The sequence below is a fragment of the Bradyrhizobium sp. STM 3557 genome (genome assembly GCF_045571465.1).
Classification (GTDB): domain Bacteria; phylum Pseudomonadota; class Alphaproteobacteria; order Rhizobiales; family Xanthobacteraceae; genus Bradyrhizobium.
In genome coordinates this window covers 4,551,428-4,572,196 of sequence record NZ_CP120697.1, presented here as the reverse complement: position 1 = coordinate 4,572,196, position 20,769 = coordinate 4,551,428, and the positions used below count along the sequence as shown (strand labels likewise).

Sequence of the window (20,769 nt, the reverse complement as noted above, 5' to 3'; positions counted from 1 at the left end):
CTGCATTGGAGCAGTGGTCGTCGATCAGTGCAGGGATGCGGCTGGCGGCGCACGGTACGGCGACGGCGCGGTGACGTTGGTGTTGCGGCCGAGCATCGCGCCATGCGCGAGCGCAAGCGCGATCTCGTCGGCAAGCAGCGGCCAGCGCACGACGTCGACGATGCCGGCATTCACCAGCCTGTCGGCGCCGATCTCGAGGGCAGCCTTGGTGGCGAGCACGATCGGAACGCGTGGCAGCAGGCCGTGCAGGGTCGCGGCCAGCTTGAGCGATGCCGTGGCCGAGCCGGAATGGCCGACGACCACGATGTCGAAGCGGTTCGGACTGGTCCGCGCCGCGGCGAGCGCGGACTCGGCGGTGCCGAAGCCGACCGGCTCATAGCCCAGCGCCGCCAGCACCTCCTCGTTGCGCAGCACGTTGTCGTTGCCCTGGGCGGCGAGCATCACAGTCTCGCCATTGCCTTTCGGACGGCCGGTCTGGCCGGGATCGGAGGAAGCCGGCAGCGTCGCTGACACCCGCGGCAGCCAGATCTCGAACCGGCTGCCTTCGCCGGGCTTGCTCTGCACGTTCAGCGCGCCGCCATGCTCGCGGACGATCTCGCGCACGGTGGCAAGCCCAAGGCCGTTGCCGGCCGGACGGGTGGTGAAGAACGGTTCGAAGATGCGGCTCAGCATCGTCTCGTCCATGCCAAGGCCGGTGTCGGTGACGGAGATGCAGACATATTGGCCGGGATCGATCTCGTCGTGGCTCAGCGCGCGGGGCTTGTCGACCTCGTGCAACTCGGTCGCGACCTCGATGCGGCCACGGTCATGCACCGCGTTGGCGGCGTTGCGGCAGAGATTGAGCAGCACCTGCTGCAGCTTGGTGTGATCGCCGGCGACAATCGCCGCGGTGGGCGGCTGGCGAATGACGAGCTCGATCGATGCGGGCAGCGAGACGTCGAGCAGCGAGGCGGCCTCGGCGACCAGCGCGCCGACACTGAGCGGCTTGCGGCCGGCATTGCGACGGCGGCCGAACACCAGGATCTGGTCGACAAGATCGCGCGCCCGCTCGGCGCTGCGCCTGATAGCACCGAGGTTGCGCACCAGCTTGGCGTCCGCGCCGACATGCTCCTCGATGACCTCGGAGTGGCCGAGGATGCCGCCCAGGATGTTGTTGAAATTATGCGCGATGCCGCTGGTGAAGAAGCCGATCTGCTCCATCCGCTGCGCCTGTTGCAGGCGCGCTTCCAGCCGCGCGCGCTCTTCTTCCATCGCATGGCGCGTCACGGCCTGGATGATGGCATCGAGCGCCATGCTGAGCAGCGAGAGCTCGCCGTCCTCCGACACCTGGCAGGGCCGGCCGACCGCATCGAAGCCGAGCGCGACACGAACGCCATTTTCCTCGACCCGCGAGACGCAGGCCCAACCGCCAAGACCGACATCGAGCAGAGCCCGCTTGTGGTCTCCGGTCGGCATGCGCTGAACCCGCGGAATATGGATCACGACGTCGCGCCCGCCGCCGATCAGCGCCGCGAGCTCCGGCGCGCGTTCCGGCCAGCCGGCTGGTGCCGCCATGCCCGGCCGTTGCCAGACCTGAATGCGCGGGGTCTGGCCGCTCATCACGAAATAAGCGCGATCCGGACCGATGAGCGCGCACATGTCGGCCAGGGCGCGATCGATCTCGGCGCCGAGCGTCCGCGGATCGGCGGTGATGAAGCGCATCGAGATTCCCGCGATGACATGCTCGAAGGCAGCCCGGCGCTTCAGCGCCTTGGCATTCGCGCGCAGCCGCAGGCCGAGATTGACCAGGAACGCCACGAGCAGCAGCGAGGTGCCGTAGAGCAATCCCCGGTACCAGCGCGCCGTTGCGCGCGAGGCGAGCTGGCGTCCCATGATCGTGGCGCGCAGACGGTCCTGCTCCTGGCGCTGTGACAGCCGATGCAACGCTTTCAGCGTGTTGTCGACCGATGGCAGAAGCTGATTGAGCAGCCGTCCGTGAGCGAGCAGGGCCTCGACCGAATCGGCAAGGTTCGTCTCGCGGGCGCGCTGCTCGAGCTCGGAAAGACGGTCCTTGACGTCATTGACGGAGGAGGGCGAGGTGTCGAGCGCGAGGTGCAGGATGGCTGCCGCGGCGGCGCTGATGCTCGAATCAAGTTCGGGCGACGGCGGATGAACGCCGAACCGCCCGAAGAAGGACAGCGAGTTGTGCAGCAGCGCGTTCTCGGTCTTGAAACGCTCGACCAGCTCCTCCTGACGCTCCACCATCGTCGCGATCCTGTCGCACGCGGCCAGCGCCTCGGCGTTGGCCGCGGACATCTCGCGCAGGCGATGCGATGAATCGCGCAAGCTGTTGATGTCTTCGACGAGCGGATCGTAATTGCGCAGCATGCCGGCGCGCGCCGTGAAGACATGCCGGTAGAGTGCGTTCTCGATCATCTCGAACCGGCCTACCTCGGCGAAGGCCTGATCGAACGTCTCCGCTTCCCAGTTGGAGGCATGCACCGAGAACCAGGTCAGCAGGGCGACCAGGATGGCCACGATCGCCGCGGCGGGGGCTGCTTTCATGACAGGGCCCTCATGGCGCAGCTCCCACGACGGGCGAGCCGCGATAGTTGCCGGTCAACGTTTTCAGGAAAGCCACGAGCAGCCCCACCTGCTGATCGGTGAGCGTCCGGTCGAGCTGCGCGGCCGCCATCCGCCTCACCGCTTCTTCAAGCGTCGCGGCGCTGCCGTCATGGAAGTAGGGCGCCGTGGTAGCCACGTTGCGCAGGCTCGGCACGCGCACGACTTTCGGGCCGGTGCGCACCAATGGGCGAAACACGCCTTGCCGCTGAAACAGATTGGCGCCGATATTGACGCCCTGATGGCAGGATGAGCAACCGAACGACTTGAACAGTCGATAGCCCTCGAGCTCGTCGGCGGTGAGAGCCGCTGCGTCTCCGTCGAGCCAGCGGTCGAAACGGCTGCCGGGCGTCAGCAGGGTGCGCTCGAACGTCGTCAGCGCGTCGAGAACGTTGTCGTGATCGGGCGCGCGGCCATAGGCGGCGAAGAACTGGCCGGTGATGTCGGGATCGGTGGCCAGCTTGGAGGCTACCGTCGCGACATCGGTATCCATGCTGCCCGGATTTTCGATCGATGCCTCGGCCTGCGCCGTGAGCGTTCGAAAGCCGCCTTCCCAGTCCAGCCGGAAACTAAGCGAGGCGTTGAACACGCTGAGCGTATCGAGCGGCGGATTGCCATTGCCGGGTGAAGCGCTGCCCGGCCCCTTCTTGGCTGCGCGGCCGCCGGCGCCATTGGTGCGAAGGTCATGGCAGGACGAGCAGGCGAAGTCGCCCTTGGCCGACAGCCGGACATCGCTGAACAGGCGCTCGCCGAGCGCGCGTTTGCGCGGATCGACCGGCGGTGGCGGCGGGATCGGTGTGATCGGCTCCTGGTCGGCGACGCCCCTGATCGGCGGCGGCAGGTCTGAGACCGGCGGTGTTTGCGCCGCCAGCATGTCTGCGACGATCGCAGCCGCGAGCAGCGTGGCAATGCCGAGCCCAACGAGTAGACGAAGGATGGGACGGCTTCGCCATCCGGATGGCATGATTTCATCAATCATCGCGGCCTGTTGTTGCGCCGTGCAGCCGGCGCCCTGGCGGAGCGGACGATCTCCACCTGCCTTGTGGCTCGATCGCGAACGGCGGCCGGCCCGGTCACCTCGACCAGCCTCGTCATCTCGCGCACCGGCGTCGTTCGTGTCGTATCGGACACGACCACCAGGCGCGGGCGCGGCACGACGGCGGCCGGCGCTGGCACCGCCTGATCGCCGGAGTTGTCGCGGTGGTCGGTGGCGATTGGCACCGGATACATCGCCTCGGCGTAAACGGCGCATCCGGCAAGAAATTCCGAGAGCAGCCAGGAGAGGCCAACAAGCACGGCCTTGGCCACCACGCGTGTGACGTCCACGGTGAAGTGCGCCAGCATCTCCAGCATCAGCCAGGTCACCATCGCCGGAATGGCGCGCCGCGAGGACCGGATGCCGTGGGTGCCACGGGGAGCCGGCGCATTCGAGCTGGATGCAACGACGGAGAATGATCGGCTGCCGGGCAATGGCTTGGCACAGGACATCAGGGACTCCCGAACAAGGCTTGATCGGGCGACCCTGCGGGCCGGATGTTTCCGCAACATTCCCCGAAACCGGATTCTGGTTACGGGCGTAATCCCACTGGCTGCCGACGCTTCGACGATCACGGCAGCCGGCCTTCGTTGGTGCTGTCGAGGCAATGCGGGCTTCATCGGCCGCGTGCGACGGACCTCATCACACCTGCACGACGGGCAGGGTGAAGACGTAGCCGACGCCGCGTTCGGTCCGGATCAGCGACGGCGTGCTCGGGTCCTGTTCGAGCTTGCGGCGCAGGCGCAGCACCTGGACGTCGATGCTGCGGTCGAAGACGTCTTCGTGAATGCGCGTCGCCTGCAACAGGTGCTCGCGCGACAGCGGCCGTTGCGGCGCATTGAGAAACGCGATCAGCAGCGCGTACTCGCCCTTGCTGAGGCTGACCGGTTCGCCCGCCGAATTGGTCAGCAGACGATTGCGGCGGTCGAGCTGCCAATTGCCGAACCGGACGCGCCCCTTTTCCATCTCGCGCTGGGCCACGGTCTGGCCGGCCTCCCGACGCCGCAGCACGGCCCGAATCCGCGCCAGCAGCTCACGCAAGCCGAATGGCTTGGTGATGTAGTCGTCGGCGCCGAGCTCTAGCCCCACCACGCGATCGATCTCATCGCGACGATGGCCGGTGGTGATGATCACCGGAACGTCGGACTTGGTACGGATCTCGCGCAACAGGTCGAGGCCGTCGTCCTGACCGAGCCTCAGATCAAGCACCACCAGATCGGGGCGGCAGCGCGCCAACAGCCCCGCGACTTCATCGCGCCTGCCCGCGGCAAACGCGCGGATGTCGTGATCCTCCAGATAGCTGGTGACGAGATGGCGCATCGTGCTGTCATCCTCGATGACGAGGCAGGTTGGCGCCTTCTTGTCCGCGCTGTTGCCTGCGGCCGGTTGCGCAAGCGCTTCGAAATCCTTGTTGAGCTGGCTGTCCGAAGTTGTTGTCTCCTGGCCATCGGCCCGTTCTCGCATGAAAAATCTCCGCCGCCCCCGGCGCCCCTCATAAGACACGCAATTTCGCGTTGCAGCACACGTTTCGGCGACAGAGATATGATCTGTTTCACACCGGTATAGGGGTCTGGAGCGATTCCAAAGTGATAAACAGAAAAAATTCGTGCGGTATTACAACTGTAATTCAATAGCGGCACGAATTCGGCCGGATGGACGCGCGACGCGCGTCTCGCAATCCCGACACACTTGTAACTCTCGCTGGTAGTTCGCACCGTCCTAGTCTTGGCGGCGACGATCATCACGAAGGGTTGAAGCCGATGACCAAGCATGTGATTGGGACACGCCAAGAGTGGCTGGCGGCGCGCATCGCGCTGCTCGAGGCCGAGAAGGAGCTGACGCGGCAAAGCGACGAACTGGCGCAGCGGCGCCAGGCGCTTCCCTGGGTCAAGGTCGACAAGGACTATCGCTTCGACACCGACGACGGCCCCGCGTCCCTCGGCGACCTGTTCGCCGGCCGCTCGCAGCTTCTGATCTATCACTTCATGTTCGGTCCCGATTACAAGGCCGGCTGTCCGTCCTGCTCGATGATCGCCGATGGCTTTAACGGCTTCGCTGTCCATCTTGCCAATCACGACGTGATGCTCTGGGCGGTGTCGCGGGCGCCGCTGGCCAAGCTGCAGGAATATAAGCGGCGCATGGGCTGGACATTCCCCTGGGCTTCCTCGCATGGCGGCGACTTCAACTTCGATTTCAACGTCTCGCTTACGGAGGAGCAGCAGCGCACAGGCGGCGCCGAATACAACTACCGGGCCACGCCGCCCGGCGATCTCGCAAAGCTGCCGCAGCCGGTGCGCCAGTTCGCGGCGAGCTGCGGCACCGACGCGCCGACATTCATGCGCGACCGCCCCGGCATGAGCGCCTTCGTCCGCGAGGATGGCGCGATCTATCACACCTATTCGACCTATGCGCGCGGTCTCGATAGCCTGTGGGGCGCCTATCAGTGGCTCGATCGCGCTCCGAAGGGCCGCAATGAGAGCGGAGCCTGGTGGCGCCGTCATGACGAATATGCGGCGGGTTGAGATCATGAGCGTGACCGACGCGATGATGTCTCGCAGCAGGCCACAAGCCATGACGTTCGGCTGGCTCGGCCTGGCAGCAACCCCCAGCTTCGCATTGATGGCGCTGGTGACGGGTCTCTCCCATGATGGAGGTGCGGATATGCTCTGCTCGGCGGCCCACGCGCCGTGGTCGCTCGGCGGAATGGCCCCGATGTATCTGCTGATGAGCATCTTCCACGCTGCGCCCTGGTTGAGGCTCGTCGCCCAGCTCCTGGAGAGCAGCCATCGCTCCCCACCCGTCGTCCCGGCCAAGCGCAGCGCGAGCGGGGACCCATAGCTACCGATGCGGCTTGTTAACGTGATCAGCTCTCGGGAAACCGCGCGTACTGTGGCAGATCGTCGGTGATCTCGTGCCATGACGCCTTCGAGGCGACGAAGATGTGCATCGAAGGCCGGATGCTCGGGACATCCGCCAGCGTCCCCATGGTGACATGGGCGTAAGCACCGTCGCGGACGACAGAGAAGAGCAGCGAGCCGCAACGGCCGCAATGCACGTCATGCGCAGCGGCGGCCTCGCCGTAGATCAAGGCGGCGTCCTGACCGTGAGTGATCGCAAGATGCTCGCGCTTGATGCCGGCAAAGGGCTTGAAAGCGGAGCCGGTCGCGCGCCGGCACTGGGAGCAATGGCAATTCATGGCGTATTCGAAGGCGTCTGTGACCTCATAGGCGACGGTGCCGCAAAGGCAGTGGCCGGTGAGGCGGCGCGAGGGGACCGGGATCGTCGTCATCATGTCGACACCTTGTGATCTCTCTTTGTGATTTTCCTCGGCGGTCGCGCCACAAGAAGCAAGATCATGCGTCATCCTTGGCGAGTCATCGGTGCGGCCGTGCTGGCCTGCGCCGCATTCGTATTCCTCAACAACACCAATCTCCTCGTCACGTCAGCGCCCGGCCGGCCGTCCTTGCTGGCGCATCGCGGCATCTCTCAGCGGTTCGACCGCGCCGGCCTGACCAACGACACCTGCACCGCCGCGCGCATGCTGCCGCCGACCCATGCCTATCTGGAAAATACTATCGCCTCGATGCGCGCGAGCTTCGCCGCTGGCGCCGATATTGTCGAATTCGACGTGCATCCGACCACCGACGGGACCTTTGCGGTCTTTCATGACTGGACCCTCGACTGCCGTACCGAGGGCCACGGCGTTACCCGCGAGCACGCCATGAGCGAACTGCACAAGCTCGACATCGGCTATGGCTACACCGCCGATGGCGGCAGGACCTTTCCGTTTCGCGGCAAAGGCGTCGGCTTGATGCCCTCGCTCGACGAGGTGCTGGCCACCTTTCCAGACAGATCGTTTCTGATCAATGTCAAGAGCAACGACCCCGCGGAGGGACGGCTGCTGGCTGATGCGCTGCGGCCGCTGCCTGCGGAGCAGCGCGACCGGTTGATGGTCTATGGCGGCGATCAGCCGATCGCCACGTTGCAGGCCGCGCTGCCCGGCCTCAGGGCGATGTCGCGCGCGACGTTAAAATCCTGCCTGCTCCGTTATATCGGGCTTGGCTGGAGCGGAATCATGCCGCGAGCCTGCCGGGGGACGATGGTGCTGGTGCCGATCAACGTGGCGCCGTGGCTGTGGGGCTGGCCGGAGCGTTTCCAGCAGCGCATGCGTCGCGCCGGCAGCCGCGTCTTTGTCATCGGCCCCTATCACGGCGGCGAGTTCTCTACAGGCATAGATACGCCCGATGATATCGCGCGTCTGCCGTCGCGCTTTTCCGGCGGCATCATGACCAACGAGATCGAGACGGTTGCGCCACTGGTGCGGCGGGCTGACCGGGGTCCCGACTGACGCGGATAGAAGCGGTGTGCCGCCCGAGCCGTTCTGACGCCCTGAATGGAACACTGGTGCAGTCGTTGCGTTCGACACTCGTGCACGTGGAGGACGATATGGAGCGGACCATCATCGGCAGTTTTTCGACCCGCCGGCAGGCCGAGCTGGCCGTCGAGCATCTGGTTCAGGAACATGGCATCGCGCGCACCGATGTTTTCATCCAGGCGCAGGGACGCGCCAACAGCGCCGGCACCGAATTGGCCGGAGCGGATATTGAGAGCGGGCATCCCGTATTGAGAGCGGGCATCCCGGAGTTGCCAAGCGCGGTCGGCCCGAACTCGAGGGGGCAGTCGAGGTCTCGGTCGATTGTCACGGCGATGACGCCACCGTGGTGGAAGCGGCGTTCAAGGACGCAGGAGCCCGGCAGTTGCGCTCTCGCTAGCGCGGTGCGACGCCGCGCGGCGCTGCTGCCGCCGATAGCTCTGCCACCATGAGCGTGCTGGATCAGCCACGGCTGATCAACGATGTCTTCGGCGATCCCGGGCTCTACATCGACTTCCGCTTCGGTCGTCGGGCGATGCTGTTCGATCTCGGTGATCTCTCACCGCTTTCGGCGCGCGAGCTGACGCGGGTGCGCCAGGTGTTCGTCAGCCACCGCCATATGGATCATTTCTCCGGCTTCGACCGGCTGCTGCGGATTCATCTCGGCCATGCCGACACCCTGCGGTTGGTCGGTCCGCCCGGCCTGATCGACGGCGTTGCGGCCAAGCTTGCCGCCTACGAGTGGAATCTGCTCGACGACCACTCGGCCGATCTCAGCATCGTGGTAGGCGAATTCGTGAGCGATCGGCTCGGTGCTTTCGCGGTCTTCCGGGCGCGGCAGGCATTCCGGCAGCACGCCATGCCGGGCGACGCCTTGCCTGACAACATCGTATTCGATGACGGCGAGGTGCAGATCGAGGCACGGACCCTGCAGCACGACATTCCCTGCCTGGCCTTCGCTTTGCAGGAATCGCTGCGGGTCAACGTCTGGACGGAAGGCGTCGCGCGGCTCGGTCTTAAGGTCGGCCCCTGGCTGAACGCCGCCAAGAGGGCGGTCCGGCGCGGCGAGCCGGACGAGACGCCTATCGATGTCGGTCAGGGCCGGATCGAGCCGCTCGGCCGCTTGCGGGAGCATGTCCTCAAAAGCGGTCCCGGGCAGCGCATCGCCTATGTCACGGATGCGGCGTTCACGCGTGAGAATGTCGATAACATCATCGCGCTGGCGCGCAACGCAGATCATCTGTTCGTCGAGGCGGCTTTCGCCGCTGCGGATGAGGACGTCGCGCGTGAGCGCCGACATCTCACCGCGGTGCAGGCCGGCAAGCTCGCGCGTCATGCTGGCGTCAAGCGCCTCACCACCTTCCATTATTCGCCGCGCTATCTCGAAGATCCGGAACGGCTGCGGCGCGAGGCGGAAGCGGCATTCGCCGTTGCCTCGCCGACGTGAGCACTAGACTGGCGTTCCTTGAAATCGGCTGTCGGTGAATGGGGTGATTCCTCGCCATCTCCAACGCTGTCATGCTCCGCGCAGGCGGAGCATCCAGTACTCCGCGGCAGAAGAGATCGAACCGAAACGTCACGGCGTACTGGATCGTCCGCCTTCGCGGACGATGACAGCGGAAGCTCATACATAGATCGTGACTTTGGAATCGCTCCTCTGGTTTGTAATGAAAAGGCCGGGCGGAAGCTCTGCATCGACGATGCCAGCGGCGGGTGCTGGAGGTCGCGCCCTGGGGCGTGCGCTGACGGAATTGTTTGATCCAGGGCAAGCGCGCGGCTTGCAGTGCTTGATAAGAACGCGCGCATGAACAGGCGAGCTCTGATGATCGGTTTGGGCGGCACGGCAGTTGTCGCCGCCAGCGGTGCCGCAGCATGGCGGATATCGACGGGATCGACGGCCGGCTACGATGCTTATAGCGCGAAGCTGCGCGCAGAGCTTGCGTCCGGGGATATGGACGATGTGATCCGGTTCGCAACGCTTGCAGCCAACAGCCACAACACGCAGCCCTGGCGCTTCCTTATCAGCAATGACGCAATCAGCATCGTGCCGGATGAGGCGCGGCGCACGCCGATCGTTGATCCCGATGATCATCATCTCTGCGTCAGTCTTGGCTGTGCGGCGGCCAATCTTGCCATCGCAGCCGTCGCGAGCGGCCGTCCCGGCGAGATCGAGATCGCGCCAGATGGTGCTGATATTCGCTATCACTTCACGCAAGCGGCGCCGCGACCGGAGCCGCTGCTCGGCGCCATCGTGAAGCGACAGTCGACGCGGGCCGCATATGACGGCCGTGCCGTGAGTGTCGGCGACCTCGCCGCGCTGCAGGAAGCGGCAGCGATCCCGGGCGTCAATCTCGTGCTCGTCACCGCGCGGCCGCAGATGGTGCGGGTTCGCGACCTTGTCATCGCTGGTAACACGGCGCAGATGACTGATCCCGCCTTCATGCGTGAACTGAAGCAGTGGTTGCGCTTCAATCCGCGCAGCGCCGTCCAAACCGGTGATGGCCTGCTCTCGGTGGCCAGCGGCAATCCATTGCTGCCGACGCCGCTCGGGCGATGGGCCTTTGACCACCTGTTCACGGCCACATCAGAGAACGACCGATATGCCCGCCAGATCGACTCTTCGGCCGGAATTGCCGTGTTCGTCGGTGACACGGCCGATCGCGAGCATTGGATGCGGGTGGGGCAGGCGTGCCAGCGCTTTGCGCTCGAAGCGACACGGCTGGGATTGAAGCTCGCCTTCATCAACCAGCCGGTCGAGGTGGCACGGCTGCGGCCCGAGCTCGGCGCGCTGATCGGCACGGCCAAGCGTCCCGACCTCGTGCTACGCTTCGGCTATGGGCCGATGTTGCCTTATGCGCCGCGGCGGCCGGTCAAGGATGTGGTCGGTTCATGAGTCGTTCCTGTCAAGATTGACGGGAATGTCGGGCGGTGCATGGTCTGATTCATGTTCAGGGATTGTCGATGGGCGCGCATGAGCGACGGGCATTATTGCCTGGTGCGGGACCTTGGCCTCGTGAAGGGCGGCAAGGGCTTGCGCCATCATGAGGTCGTGCTCGATCTCAGCCTGCGCGGCATGAAGGTGCTGGCGAAGCAGGGCGTCACCGCGCTGGCGGCGAAGGCTGCCGCCAAGCTCGAGCCGCGCCCCGGCCTGTCGAGATGGACGGCGCTGCTGCGGCTCGGCGTGCGCGAGCCGCAATGAGCAGGATCAACGCGGCGGCTTCGACGGTCGCTTGCGCGGCTTGGGCGGCCGTTGAGGCGATGCCGGCTTGACTGGGAGCCGACGCTTGGGGGCGTAGGGGCTGTCCGGATTGATGTCGATGTCGACCTCGTCGACGCAGCGTTGCGCCTTGCTGTGCTTGCGGCCCGTGCGCCACGGACCGGCGTGCAGCTCGACGTGGCTCATCTTCGCAAGGTCGAGGCACTTCCATTTTCCGCCCGGAGGCAGGCCGCCGCGGCTGCGACCATCGAATTGATAGGCCAGCACGCGCTCCTGTCCCTTCTTGTGGCCGAGAATGCTCGGGCACACCGCGCGCGCAAATCCTTCGTAGATGCACAGGACCGGTTTGCGCTGGCGCATTGCGCGGACGATCAGCTGATATGTCGAACTGGGCATTTCATGTCCTTACGGATTCGAACAAGCCGTGGATGCACGCGTTGTTCCCACTGCGCCGCCCTTGCCACCTCACGAGGCAGCCTTAGACTGTCCGTAAGCGACGGACGAGAGATGACGAACGAGAGACAACGACATGCCTGATCTCACCGGCTTTCCCATCACCCGGAGATGGCCCGCTACGCATCCGGACCGGCTGCAGCTCTATTCGCTGCCGACGCCGAACGGCGTCAAGGTCTCGATCATGCTGGAGGAGATCGGCCTGCCATATGAACCGCACACCATCAACTTCGGCAAGGACGACCAGAACACGCCGGAATTCCTGTCGCTCAATCCGAACGGCAAGATCCCTGCGATCATCGATCCCGACGGTCCGGGCGGCCGCCCGCTCGGCCTGTTCGAGTCCGGCGCGATCCTGCACTATCTCGCCGAGAAGACCGGCAAGCTGTTGCCGTCGGATCCGGCGCGGCGCTGGCACACCTTGCAATGGGTGCATTTCCAGATGGGCGGCATCGGGCCGATGTTCGGTCAGGTCGGCTTCTTCCACAAATTCGCCGGCAAGGACTTTCCCGACAAGCGGCCGCTGGAGCGCTATGTCGCCGAGGCGAGGCGACTGCTTGACGTGGTCGAAGGTCGCCTCACGGGGCGGCAATGGATCATGGATGACGACTACACCATCGCCGACATCGCGATGCTCGGCTGGGTGCGCAACCTGATCGGCTTCTACGGTGCGCGGGACCTGGTCGCCTTCGACGAGCTGAAGCATGTGCCGGCCTGGCTCGCGCGCGGACTGGCGCGCCCGGCGGTGCAGCGCGGGTTGGAGATTCCAAAGCGCCCGTGATCGTCAACGAAGCCGATTTCGAACATTGCCTGGACGCCGTGCTGGCGACGCCAAACGTCGCCGGCGATGGCGTGTTCGGGCCGGACAGCGTGATCTGGCAGGTGCACCGGGAGGCGGCGATCTTTCTCGGCGCCGGGCGTGCGCTGCTGCTGCAGCTCGCGCATCCCTGGGTCGCCGCCAGCATTGCCGATCAGTCGCGGGTGTTCGCCGATCCGCTCGGCCGCTTTCACCGCACCTTCAACATCGTCTTCACGATGGTGTTCGGCACCCGCGAGCAGGCGATCGCGGTGGCGCGGCGGCTCCATCGCCGCCATGCGGCGGTAGAGGGCACCTTGCCGGAGGCGGTCGGCCCGTTCGCGGCCGGCTCGCGCTATCTGGCCAATGAGGTCGACGCGCTGCGCTGGGTCCATGCCACGCTGGTGGACACGGCGATGAGGGCTCATGACATGCTGCTGCCGGCGCTGCCGGAGGAGCTGCGCGAGCGACATTGGGCCGAAGCCCGGGTGCTCGCAGGTCTGTTCGGGATACCGCAGCAGGTGCTGCCGCCGGACCGCGCCTCGTTCGAGGCCTATGTGACCGCGATGGCCAGCTCCGATGTGCTGACGGTGAGCGCGGCGGGGCGCGACATCGCGCAGCGGATCTTCTCCGGCGCGGCTACCTGGGTCGGGCCGCCACAATGGTATCGCGCGCTGACCGCACAGATGCTGCCGGAGCGTCTGCGCATGGCGTTCGGCTTGCCGTTCGGAGACGCGGAGCGTCACCGTGCGGAACGAGCGCTCATATGGCTGCGGCGTACCTATCCGTTGCTGCCGGCGCGGCTGCGCACGGTCGGTCCCTATCAGGAGGCCTGCGCGCGCATACAGGGCGGGCAGGGGCCGGGCCTCGCCACACGCCTGCTCAACCGCGCCTGGATCGGCCAGCCGCAGATGGGTGATCGCAAGCCGCGGGGATAGGCATTCGCGCCGCGTCCGTCGTCGATCCACAACAAGCGCTACAACTTGTGAGCGATCTCATAACTTCAGCTGTGAGAACGCTGAAAGATGCGAAGATAAACGGCAAGCTCATGAGGGGAGGGCATCATGGATGCGTTGACGCTCTACATCATCAGGCACGCGGAGAAACCGGACCAGGGCGATCCGGATTCGACCGGTCCTGGATTCACTCATAAGGGCAGGCAGGACAACGAATCGCTCGTGATCATGGGCTGGGAGCGCGCCGGCGCCTGGACCGCGCTGTTCGGCGGTGACTTTGGTGGCCTGGATTATCTCAAGCCGAACGCCGTCTACGCCGCGAGCCCGAACCCGACGGCTGCGGACCCTCGGGTGAGCCGCCGTCCCTACGAGACGGTGCTCTCGCTGGCTGCGCGCCTCGGCATTGGCAAGCCCGATATGTCGTTTGCCAAGGGCGAGGAACAGCGGCTCGTCGACGCGCTGCTCAAGCTGTCGGGCGTCGTCCTGGTGGCCTGGGAGCACAAGGCGATCATCAGCGACATTCTTCCCAAGCTTCCAGTCAAGAACAAGGGCGACCTGCCGACACATTGGTCGGGTAAGCGCTTCGACGTCGTGCTGCGCTTCGACCGTCCAGATAACGGCTCGCCGTTCGTGTTCAAAGAACTGTTGCCGTGTTTGATGCCCGGAGATTCGAAAACGTCGTTGGTAGAATGATCACAGCGGGATGGGATGGCCGGCGCTCACGCCAGCTCGCTCGATTCGCGCGTGCGTGTTTCATCGACCCAGGCGTGGGCAGCGAACCATTCATGATGAAGGCGGCAATGCGGGCAGTAGGTACGGGAGAAGAACACGGGCATGCGCCGGAAATGCGCAGCCTCCATCTCCATCCCGGTCTCGATGCTCCGTCCGGTGTTCGGACAACGAACCATGATCATGCCCATCGCGGCCTCCTATCGCGGGCCTGATACGCTGACGATGCGAAGAAATTGTAATGCTCTGCGGACAGTTTCGTGGCAAATCTCGACAGCTGAAACTCGGCTGGTTACAGCCTTCAAAAACCGGTGAATCCGCGTGATGAACGCGACGCACACTGTCGCAGCGCGGCAGGATTCGCCGCAGAAGCACACGGACGTTTGAGAGCGCCTCGCATGAGCATCACGATCTACGGAATCAAGAATTGCGACACCATGAAGAAGGCGCGCGCCTGGCTGGACGATCACGAAGTCGCCTACGATTTTCATGACTACAAGGCGGCGGGAATCGAGAAGAGCAAGCTGAAGCAGTGGAGCGAGGAGCTCGGCTGGGAGACGCTGCTCAATCGCGCCGGCACGACCTTCAAGAAGCTGCCCGACGCCGACAAGGAAGGCCTCAACCAAAGCAAGGCGATTGCGTTGATGCTGGCGCAGCCATCGATGATCAAGCGGCCGGTGCTCGATCTCGGCAGCAAGCGCATCGTCGGCTTCAAGCCGGACATCTACGCCAACGAAGTGAAGCGCTAGGCGATGATGTGAAAAGACAACATCGCCTGATGTTGTCGTGAGCGACGAGCCGCAATCACCGAGTGGCGAGCTTCGCTCTGGAAGTCCGTCGCGGAGGGCCTCAGTTGCGCCGTGCCGGGTAAGCGGGCCGAGGCAGGAAAATTTTCTATGAAGAGGCGAACTCGCAATTGTCCTCAACGGCAGGTGCCTCCGGCGCGACCGGCGGCTTATGCCCAGCTTTCGATCTTGCCTAACTCCCTCGATTGACGGCATATTCCGCGCCGGAGGCGGCGGCCTGGAACCGACCTCGGGACAAACCCGGGCATTCTGGAGATGACCGCCGGACACAAGAACAAGCCTGACGCGGACCGGTTCTGGTCGGTACCGCGGGGCGGGGGGACACCTGTTTGGCTGATGAGTTCATTCTCGAAACCCACGGATTGACCAAGGAATTCGCGGGCTTCTTCGCCGTTCGCGACGTTTCGCTGAAGGTCCGCCGTGGCAGCATCCACGCATTGATCGGTCCGAACGGGGCCGGCAAGACCACTTGCTTCAATCTTTTGACCAAGTTCCTGCGGCCCTCGGCTGGCCGGATTCTCTATAAGGGGCAGGATATTACCGCCACGGCGCCGGCGGACGTGGCGCGCCTTGGCCTGGTCCGCTCGTTTCAGATCTCGGCTGTCTTCCCGCATTTGACGGCGTTGGAGAACGTCCGCGTCGCGCTGCAACGCCAGCATGGCCACTCATTCGACTTCTGGCGATCCAAGTCGGTGTTGAACCGCTTCAACGGCCGCGCGCTTGAGCTGTTGAACGATGTTGGCCTCAGCGAGTTCGCCCATACGCCGGCCGTCGAGATGCCCTATGGACGCAAGCGTGCGCTGGAGATCGCCACCACGCTGGCGCTCGATCCGGAGATGATGCTGCTGGATGAGCCGATGGCCGGCATGGGTCACGAGGACATCGACAAGATCGCCGCGCTGATCAAGCGCATCTCCGCCAAATATACCATCCTGATGGTCGAGCATAATCTGAGCGTGGTGGCGAACCTGTCGGACCGCATCACGGTGCTGACCCGCGGCCAGGTGCTCACCGAAGGACCTTACGCCGAACTGTCCAAGGACGAGCGCGTCAAGGAAGCTTATCTGGGGTCTGGTCATGCCTGATGTGATGACGGCCACTCGGCCTGGAAGCGCTGCTGCCGCGGGCAGCGGCACGATCCTCGATGTGAAGAATCTCGAAGCCTGGTACGGCGAATCCCACATCCTGCACGGTATGAACTTCACCGTGAATGCAGGTGAGGTCGTCACGCTGCTCGGCCGCAACGGGGCCGGCAAGACCACGACCTTGAAATCCATTATGGGCATCCTGGGCAAACGCACCGGCTCGGTCCGCTTCAACAACCGCGAGCTGATCCGCCTGACGTCCGACAGGATCGCGCGGCTCGGCATTGCGTTGTGTCCGGAGGAGCGCGGCATCTTCGCGAGCCTTGACGTGCGCGAGAACCTGTTGCTGCCACCGGTGGTCCGCGAGGGCGGGCTGTCGCTGGACCAGATCTTCGAGCTGTTCCCGAACCTGAAGGAGCGGCTGAAGAGCCAGGGAACCAAGCTGTCCGGCGGCGAGCAGCAGATGCTGGCGATCGCGCGCATCCTGCGCACCGGCGCCAGCTTTCTGATGCTGGATGAGCCGACCGAGGGGCTTGCCCCCGTCATCATCCAGCAGATCGGCCATACCATCGCGCGGCTGAAAAAGGAGGGGTTCACCATCCTGCTGGTCGAGCAGAACTTCCGCTTCGCCTCGACGGTCGCCGACCGCTATTACGTGGTCGAGCACGGCAAGGTCATCGACGGCTTCTCCAACGCCGAACTGCCGGCGAACATGGACAAGCTGCACGGCTATCTTGGCGTCTAACGGCGCCACGGCGACTCGCAGGCAAGCAGCCATAGTTCAAGCCCCGTTCGTGGGAGCTTGGGACGGAAACACCAAGAGACACCGCAGATGCAAGCCCTCTACGCACAGCTACTGGTCGGACTGATCAACGGCTCGTTCTACGCGCTCCTGAGCCTTGGGCTTGCCGTCATCTTCGGCATGCTCAACATCATCAATTTCGCTCATGGCGCGCTCTATATGATGGGCGCTTTCGTAGCCTATTTCCTGCTCAGCCTGTTCGGGCTGAACTACTGGTGGGCGCTGTTCATCGCGCCCATTGTGGTCGGCATTTTCGGCATGATCCTGGAGCGGACGCTGCTGCAATGGCTGGCCGGGCTCGACCATCTCTACGGCCTCTTGCTGACCTTCGGCATCGCTCTGATCGTGCAGGGCATCTTCCAGAACTATTTCGGCTCCTCCGGCCTGCCTTATGCGATCCCCGATCAGCTCCGCGGCGGCATGAATCTGGGCTTTATGTTCCTGCCCGTCTATCGCGGCTGGGTCGTGGTGTTCTCGCTGGTGGTCTGCCTCGCGACCTGGTTCCTGATCGAGCGCACCCGGCTCGGCGCGTATCTGCGCGCCGCGACCGAAAATCCCACCCTGGTGCGCGCCTTCGGCATCAACGTGCCGCGCATGATCACGCTGACCTACGGCCTCGGCGTCGGGCTTGCCGCGCTCGCCGGCGTGCTGTCGGCACCGATCAACCAGGTGCGTCCGCTGATGGGCGCCGACCTCATCATCGTCGTGTTCGCGGTGGTGGTGATCGGCGGCATGGGCTCGATCATGGGCTCGATCATCACCGGCTTCGCGCTCGGCGTGATCGAGGGACTCACCAAATATTTTTATCCCGAGGCATCCAACACCGTGGTCTTCGTTCTGATGGTCCTGGTGCTCTTGGTGAAGCCGACGGGTCTGACCGGACGGGCGGCCTGATATGACAACAATTACCGAAAACACCATCCCCGCCACTCCGCACGCGATGCGCGACGAGATGGTCGTGTTCGTCATCATGGCGGCACTGCTGGCCATCGTGCCGTTCACGGGTCTATATCCGTTCTTCGTGATGCAGGCGCTGTGCTTCGCGCTGCTCGCCTGCGCCTTCAACCTCCTGATCGGCTATGGCGGCCTGTTGTCGTTCGGCCATGCGATGTTCCTTGGCACCGCCGGCTATTGCACCGCGCACGCGCTGAAGGTCTGGGGCTTGCCGCCCGAGCTCGGCATTTTGGTCGGTGTCGCCGCCGCCGCGGCGCTCAGCCTCGTCACCGGCTACGTCTCGATCCGCCGCCAGGGCATCTATTTCTCGATGATCACGCTGGCTCTGTCGCAGCTGTTGTATTTCATCTACCTGCAGACGCCCTTCACGCATGGCGAGGACGGCATCCAGGGCATCCCGCAAGGGCGCCTGTTCGGCTTCCTCGATCTGTCGCAGCCGACCATCCTGTACTACGTCGTGCTGGCCGGCTTCCTCGGCGGCTTCCTGCTGATCTTCCGCACTATCAACTCGCCGTTCGGCGAGGTGCTGAAATCCATTCGCGAGAACGAGCAGCGCGCGATCTCGCTCGGCTATAAGACCGATCAGTACAAGCTGCTGGCCTTCATCCTCTCCGGCACGCTGGCGGGGTTTGCCGGTGCACTGAAAGTATTCGTGGCGCAGAACGCCTCGCTGACCGACGTGCACTGGTCGATGTCGGGCGAGATCGTGCTGATGACGCTGGTCGGTGGCCTCGGCACCGTATTCGGACCCGTGGTCGGCGCCTTCGTCATCATTGCCATGCAGCAATATCTGGCCGGCTTCGGCCAGTGGGTGACGGTGATTCAGGGGGCCATTTTCGTGGCCTGCGTGCTGACCTTCCGCCGCGGCGTCGTCGGCGAAATCGCCCATTTCTTCAAGCGATCGCTTTAAGGTATTTAGATAAGGGAGTTTTTGGCGGCGCGCTTAAGGCGGTGGATGACGAGGGCCGCCGATCCGAGGACGCTGCATCGCCGGCCGCGCTTTCATTCCAGGTGCTTCAGATCGAAAGCGGCCCTGGATTCAAAGGCTTGGTGGTGCTCTTTGTTTAAGGTCGCATAGCGGCCGCTACGAGATGATGCGACTGCGGGAACGAAGTACGGCGGCCGCCGCTTCAGTCTGAACCCGATCCGGGATATGACGGTTTCATGACGGATCGCCCGATCCGTCTTGAACGATTGGACCTCGTCCCCATGCTGCAATGGTTTCGCGCCTTCCTCCCCAAGGAGGAGCGCTTCTTCGATCTTTTTGCCCGCCACAACAAGGTGGTCATCCAGGGTGCGCTCGCCCTGCAGGACATGCTGAAGGGCGGTGGCGACACGCTGGCGCATTGCCAGCGCGTCAGTCAGTTCGAGAACGAGGCCGACAACATCACGCGGGAGGTGCTGACCGCGGTCCGCCGCACCTTCATCACGCCGTTCGACCGCGGCGACATCAAGAGCCTGATTACGTCAATGGATGACGCCATCGACCAGATGCAGCAGACGGCCAAGGCCGTGGTGCTGTTCGAGGTGCGTGAGTTCGAGCCGACCATGCGCGAGATGGGCGGTCTTCTGGTCGAGTGCTCGAACCTGGTCGGGCGGGCGCTGCCGCTCTTGCAGGCGATCGGGCAGAACGTGCCGATGATCACCGCGATTACCGAGGAGATGACCAAGCTCGAGGGACGGGTCGATGATCTCCACGACATCGGGCTCAAGGAGCTGTTTCTCAAGCACCGCAACGCCAACACGATGGATTTCATCGTCGGCGCCGAGATCTACGACCATCTGGAGAAGGTCGCGGACCGCTTTGACGACGTCGCCAACGAGATCAACTCGATTATGATCGAGCAGGTGTAGGGCCGCGCTGTGGATGCTCATCTCGGCCTGCCGGTGCTGATCGTGCTGATCGCGGTCGCGCTCGCCTTCGATTTCCTGAACGGTTTGCACGACGCCGCCAACTCGATCGCGACTATCGTTTCGACCCGGGTGCTGCGGCCCCAATATGCGGTGTTCTGGGCGGCGTTCTTCAATTTCGTCGCCTTCGCCGTGTTCGGCCTGCACGTCGCCCAGACCATCGGCACCGGGATCATCGATCCTGACATCGTCGATGCGCAGGTGATCTTTGCCGCGCTGGTCGGCGCCATCGTCTGGAATGTCGTCACCTGGGCCGCCGGCATTCCCTCGTCGAGCTCGCACGCGCTGGTCGGCGGGCTGGTCGGCGGCGGTGTCGCCAAGGCCGGCTTCGCCGCAATGGTCTGGAGCGGGCTGTCGAAAACGCTGTTTGCGATCGTGCTGTCGCCGGTGGTCGGCCTGCTGCTGGCGATGATGCTGGTCGCGATCGTGTCCTGGGCCTCGGTGCGTTCGACGCCGTTCGCGGTCGACCGCGCCTTCCGCATCCTGCAGTTCGCCTCGGCCTCGCTCTATTCGCTCGGCCATGGCGGCAATGATGCCCAGAAGACCATGGGTATCATCGCCGTGCTGCTCTATTCGCAGGGCCATCTCGGTGAGGAATTCGGCGTGCCCTATTGGGTGGTACTGGCCTGCCAGGCGGCGATGGCGCTGGGCACGCTGATGGGCGGCTGGCGGATCGTGCGCACCATGGGGCTGCGCATCACCAAGCTGAACCCGATGCAGGGCTTTTGCGCTGAGACGGGCGGCGCCGCGACCCTGTTCATGGCGACCTTTCTCGGGGTTCCCGTCTCGACCACCCACACCATTACCGGCGCCATCGTCGGCGTCGGCGCGGCGCGCCGGGCCTCGGCCGTGCGCTGGAACGTCGCGAGCTCGATCGTCTATGCCTGGATCTTCACCATTCCGGCATCCGCGCTGGTGGCGGCGCTGGCTTATTGGATGGTATCGGCGCTGCGGCACTGAGCCGGGATGGCCGGTCAATTCGCCGGTTGGAGTTGCAGCGCAAAACGCCTATATGGGGGCTGCGCGATGGCCGCGATCCCGCGCGTTTTCC

Annotated in this window: 24 protein-coding genes; 17 read left to right on the top strand and 7 right to left on the bottom strand. The window is 64.5% G+C overall.

Features of this window, described 5'->3' with window-relative positions; all coding sequences use genetic code 11:
* Positions 1–24: 24 nt before the first annotated feature.
* From P6U24_RS20850 to P6U24_RS20835, 4 genes are all read right to left on the bottom strand, one after another.
* Positions 25–2,544, bottom strand: coding sequence for a two-component system VirA-like sensor kinase (locus tag P6U24_RS20850; protein ID WP_407154388.1), 2,520 nt, complete (start codon positions 2,542–2,544; stop codon positions 25–27).
* Positions 2,545–2,554: 10 nt separating this feature from the next.
* Positions 2,555–3,565 carry a cytochrome-c peroxidase gene (locus P6U24_RS20845; protein WP_407154387.1) on the bottom strand — a complete coding sequence of 337 codons (1,011 nt, stop codon included), beginning with the start codon at positions 3,563–3,565 and terminating at the stop codon, positions 2,555–2,557.
* A gap of 11 nt (positions 3,566–3,576) precedes the next feature.
* Positions 3,577–4,089 carry a hypothetical protein gene (locus tag P6U24_RS20840; protein WP_407154386.1) on the bottom strand — a complete coding sequence of 171 codons (513 nt, stop codon included), beginning with the start codon at positions 4,087–4,089 and terminating at the stop codon, positions 3,577–3,579.
* A gap of 190 nt (positions 4,090–4,279) precedes the next feature.
* Positions 4,280–4,957 (bottom strand): response regulator, encoded by a 678-nt coding sequence (locus tag P6U24_RS20835; RefSeq protein WP_407154385.1) that lies wholly within the window; start codon positions 4,955–4,957, stop codon positions 4,280–4,282.
* Between the two features lie 440 nt (positions 4,958–5,397).
* On the opposite strand from P6U24_RS20835, the gene P6U24_RS20830 reads away from it, so the two are divergent.
* Together P6U24_RS20830 and P6U24_RS20825 are read left to right on the top strand one after the other, a co-directional pair.
* Positions 5,398–6,159, top strand: a complete 762-nt coding sequence (locus tag P6U24_RS20830) for a DUF899 domain-containing protein (RefSeq protein ID WP_407154384.1) — start codon at positions 5,398–5,400, stop codon at positions 6,157–6,159.
* 4 nt (positions 6,160–6,163) lie between these two features.
* Entirely contained in the window at positions 6,164–6,475 is a 312-nt protein-coding gene (locus tag P6U24_RS20825) for a hypothetical protein (protein ID WP_407154383.1), read from the top strand.
* Positions 6,476–6,500: 25 nt separating this feature from the next.
* Here P6U24_RS20825 and P6U24_RS20820 read toward each other — a convergent pair whose 3' ends face one another.
* Entirely contained in the window at positions 6,501–6,929 is a 429-nt protein-coding gene (locus tag P6U24_RS20820) for a GFA family protein (protein ID WP_407154382.1), read from the bottom strand.
* A 63-nt stretch (positions 6,930–6,992) separates the two neighbouring features.
* On the opposite strand from P6U24_RS20820, the gene P6U24_RS20815 reads away from it, so the two are divergent.
* The 5 genes from P6U24_RS20815 to P6U24_RS20795 all read left to right on the top strand — a co-directional run bounded on the left by P6U24_RS20815 (position 6,993) and on the right by P6U24_RS20795 (position 11,208).
* Positions 6,993–7,985 (top strand): glycerophosphodiester phosphodiesterase family protein, encoded by a 993-nt coding sequence (locus tag P6U24_RS20815; protein WP_407154381.1) that lies wholly within the window; start codon positions 6,993–6,995, stop codon positions 7,983–7,985.
* Between the two features lie 14 nt (positions 7,986–7,999).
* Positions 8,000–8,461: a hypothetical protein gene (locus tag P6U24_RS20810; RefSeq protein ID WP_407154380.1), complete on the top strand. Its 462-nt coding sequence runs from the start codon at positions 8,000–8,002 to the stop codon at positions 8,459–8,461.
* On the top strand, positions 8,458–9,456 hold the full coding sequence (locus tag P6U24_RS20805; protein ID WP_407154379.1) for an MBL fold metallo-hydrolase: 999 nt from the start codon (positions 8,458–8,460) through the stop codon (positions 9,454–9,456). Before P6U24_RS20810 ends, P6U24_RS20805 begins: the two co-directional genes overlap by 4 nt.
* A gap of 357 nt (positions 9,457–9,813) precedes the next feature.
* Positions 9,814–10,902 carry an Acg family FMN-binding oxidoreductase gene (locus P6U24_RS20800; RefSeq protein ID WP_407154378.1) on the top strand — a complete coding sequence of 363 codons (1,089 nt, stop codon included), beginning with the start codon at positions 9,814–9,816 and terminating at the stop codon, positions 10,900–10,902.
* 78 nt (positions 10,903–10,980) lie between these two features.
* Positions 10,981–11,208 (top strand): hypothetical protein, encoded by a 228-nt coding sequence (locus P6U24_RS20795; protein ID WP_407154377.1) that lies wholly within the window; start codon positions 10,981–10,983, stop codon positions 11,206–11,208.
* Between the two features lie 6 nt (positions 11,209–11,214).
* Here the strand turns inward: P6U24_RS20795 and P6U24_RS20790 are convergent, their stop codons facing one another.
* Complete coding sequence (locus P6U24_RS20790) at positions 11,215–11,622, bottom strand: hypothetical protein (protein ID WP_407154376.1); 408 nt, start codon at positions 11,620–11,622, stop codon at positions 11,215–11,217.
* Positions 11,623–11,755: 133 nt separating this feature from the next.
* Here P6U24_RS20790 and P6U24_RS20785 point away from each other — a divergent pair, with 133 nt between their 5' ends.
* From P6U24_RS20785 to P6U24_RS20775, 3 genes are all read left to right on the top strand, one after another.
* Positions 11,756–12,460, top strand: coding sequence for a glutathione S-transferase family protein (locus P6U24_RS20785; RefSeq protein ID WP_407154375.1), 705 nt, complete (start codon positions 11,756–11,758; stop codon positions 12,458–12,460).
* Positions 12,457–13,413: an oxygenase MpaB family protein gene (locus P6U24_RS20780; RefSeq protein ID WP_407154374.1), complete on the top strand. Its 957-nt coding sequence runs from the start codon at positions 12,457–12,459 to the stop codon at positions 13,411–13,413. The genes P6U24_RS20785 and P6U24_RS20780 overlap by 4 nt, the downstream gene beginning before the upstream one ends.
* 126 nt (positions 13,414–13,539) lie before the next feature.
* The gene (locus tag P6U24_RS20775; protein ID WP_407154373.1) at positions 13,540–14,124 is read left to right on the top strand and encodes a histidine phosphatase family protein; all 585 of its coding nucleotides are present in this window, start codon (positions 13,540–13,542) and stop codon (positions 14,122–14,124) included.
* 26 nt (positions 14,125–14,150) lie between these two features.
* Here P6U24_RS20775 and P6U24_RS20770 read toward each other — a convergent pair whose 3' ends face one another.
* Positions 14,151–14,351 (bottom strand): hypothetical protein, encoded by a 201-nt coding sequence (locus tag P6U24_RS20770; protein WP_407154372.1) that lies wholly within the window; start codon positions 14,349–14,351, stop codon positions 14,151–14,153.
* 207 nt (positions 14,352–14,558) lie between these two features.
* Here P6U24_RS20770 and P6U24_RS20765 point away from each other — a divergent pair, with 207 nt between their 5' ends.
* The 7 genes from P6U24_RS20765 to P6U24_RS20735 all read left to right on the top strand — a co-directional run bounded on the left by P6U24_RS20765 (position 14,559) and on the right by P6U24_RS20735 (position 20,678).
* Positions 14,559–14,909, top strand: coding sequence for an ArsC family reductase (locus P6U24_RS20765; RefSeq protein ID WP_407154371.1), 351 nt, complete (start codon positions 14,559–14,561; stop codon positions 14,907–14,909).
* Between the two features lie 386 nt (positions 14,910–15,295).
* Positions 15,296–16,051: an ABC transporter ATP-binding protein gene (locus tag P6U24_RS20760; protein WP_407154370.1), complete on the top strand. Its 756-nt coding sequence runs from the start codon at positions 15,296–15,298 to the stop codon at positions 16,049–16,051.
* Entirely contained in the window at positions 16,044–16,796 is a 753-nt protein-coding gene (locus P6U24_RS20755; protein WP_407154369.1) for an ABC transporter ATP-binding protein, read from the top strand. The genes P6U24_RS20760 and P6U24_RS20755 overlap by 8 nt, the downstream gene beginning before the upstream one ends.
* Before the next feature lie 87 nt (positions 16,797–16,883).
* Positions 16,884–17,747, top strand: coding sequence for a branched-chain amino acid ABC transporter permease (locus P6U24_RS20750; RefSeq protein WP_407154368.1), 864 nt, complete (start codon positions 16,884–16,886; stop codon positions 17,745–17,747).
* A gap of 1 nt (position 17,748) precedes the next feature.
* Positions 17,749–18,717: a branched-chain amino acid ABC transporter permease gene (locus P6U24_RS20745; RefSeq protein WP_407154367.1), complete on the top strand. Its 969-nt coding sequence runs from the start codon at positions 17,749–17,751 to the stop codon at positions 18,715–18,717.
* A 299-nt stretch (positions 18,718–19,016) separates the two neighbouring features.
* Positions 19,017–19,661 (top strand): DUF47 domain-containing protein, encoded by a 645-nt coding sequence (locus P6U24_RS20740; protein ID WP_407160539.1) that lies wholly within the window; start codon positions 19,017–19,019, stop codon positions 19,659–19,661.
* Positions 19,662–19,670: 9 nt separating this feature from the next.
* The gene (locus P6U24_RS20735) at positions 19,671–20,678 is read left to right on the top strand and encodes an inorganic phosphate transporter (protein ID WP_407154366.1); all 1,008 of its coding nucleotides are present in this window, start codon (positions 19,671–19,673) and stop codon (positions 20,676–20,678) included.
* Positions 20,679–20,769 lie beyond the last annotated feature (91 nt).

Excerpts from the sequence above, each read along its gene's own strand:
- P6U24_RS20850 (WP_407154388.1), bottom strand. The coding sequence starts at position 2,544 with ATGAAAGCAGCCCCCGCCGCGGCGATCGTGGCCATCCTGGTCGCCCTG.
- P6U24_RS20845 (WP_407154387.1), bottom strand. The coding sequence starts at position 3,565 with ATGCCATCCGGATGGCGAAGCCGTCCCATCCTTCGTCTACTCGTTGGG.
- P6U24_RS20840 (WP_407154386.1), bottom strand. The coding sequence starts at position 4,089 with ATGTCCTGTGCCAAGCCATTGCCCGGCAGCCGATCATTCTCCGTCGTT.
- P6U24_RS20835 (WP_407154385.1), bottom strand. The coding sequence starts at position 4,957 with ATGCGCCATCTCGTCACCAGCTATCTGGAGGATCACGACATCCGCGCG.
- P6U24_RS20830 (WP_407154384.1), top strand. The coding sequence starts at position 5,398 with ATGACCAAGCATGTGATTGGGACACGCCAAGAGTGGCTGGCGGCGCGC.
- P6U24_RS20825 (WP_407154383.1), top strand. The coding sequence starts at position 6,164 with ATGAGCGTGACCGACGCGATGATGTCTCGCAGCAGGCCACAAGCCATG.
- P6U24_RS20820 (WP_407154382.1), bottom strand. The coding sequence starts at position 6,929 with ATGATGACGACGATCCCGGTCCCCTCGCGCCGCCTCACCGGCCACTGC.
- P6U24_RS20815 (WP_407154381.1), top strand. The coding sequence starts at position 6,993 with ATGCGTCATCCTTGGCGAGTCATCGGTGCGGCCGTGCTGGCCTGCGCC.
- P6U24_RS20805 (WP_407154379.1), top strand. The coding sequence starts at position 8,458 with ATGAGCGTGCTGGATCAGCCACGGCTGATCAACGATGTCTTCGGCGAT.
- P6U24_RS20800 (WP_407154378.1), top strand. The coding sequence starts at position 9,814 with ATGAACAGGCGAGCTCTGATGATCGGTTTGGGCGGCACGGCAGTTGTC.
- P6U24_RS20795 (WP_407154377.1), top strand. The coding sequence starts at position 10,981 with ATGAGCGACGGGCATTATTGCCTGGTGCGGGACCTTGGCCTCGTGAAG.
- P6U24_RS20790 (WP_407154376.1), bottom strand. The coding sequence starts at position 11,622 with ATGCCCAGTTCGACATATCAGCTGATCGTCCGCGCAATGCGCCAGCGC.
- P6U24_RS20785 (WP_407154375.1), top strand. The coding sequence starts at position 11,756 with ATGCCTGATCTCACCGGCTTTCCCATCACCCGGAGATGGCCCGCTACG.
- P6U24_RS20775 (WP_407154373.1), top strand. The coding sequence starts at position 13,540 with ATGGATGCGTTGACGCTCTACATCATCAGGCACGCGGAGAAACCGGAC.
- P6U24_RS20770 (WP_407154372.1), bottom strand. The coding sequence starts at position 14,351 with ATGGGCATGATCATGGTTCGTTGTCCGAACACCGGACGGAGCATCGAG.
- P6U24_RS20765 (WP_407154371.1), top strand. The coding sequence starts at position 14,559 with ATGAGCATCACGATCTACGGAATCAAGAATTGCGACACCATGAAGAAG.
- P6U24_RS20755 (WP_407154369.1), top strand. The coding sequence starts at position 16,044 with ATGCCTGATGTGATGACGGCCACTCGGCCTGGAAGCGCTGCTGCCGCG.
- P6U24_RS20750 (WP_407154368.1), top strand. The coding sequence starts at position 16,884 with ATGCAAGCCCTCTACGCACAGCTACTGGTCGGACTGATCAACGGCTCG.
- P6U24_RS20745 (WP_407154367.1), top strand. The coding sequence starts at position 17,749 with ATGACAACAATTACCGAAAACACCATCCCCGCCACTCCGCACGCGATG.
- P6U24_RS20740 (WP_407160539.1), top strand. The coding sequence starts at position 19,017 with ATGCTGCAATGGTTTCGCGCCTTCCTCCCCAAGGAGGAGCGCTTCTTC.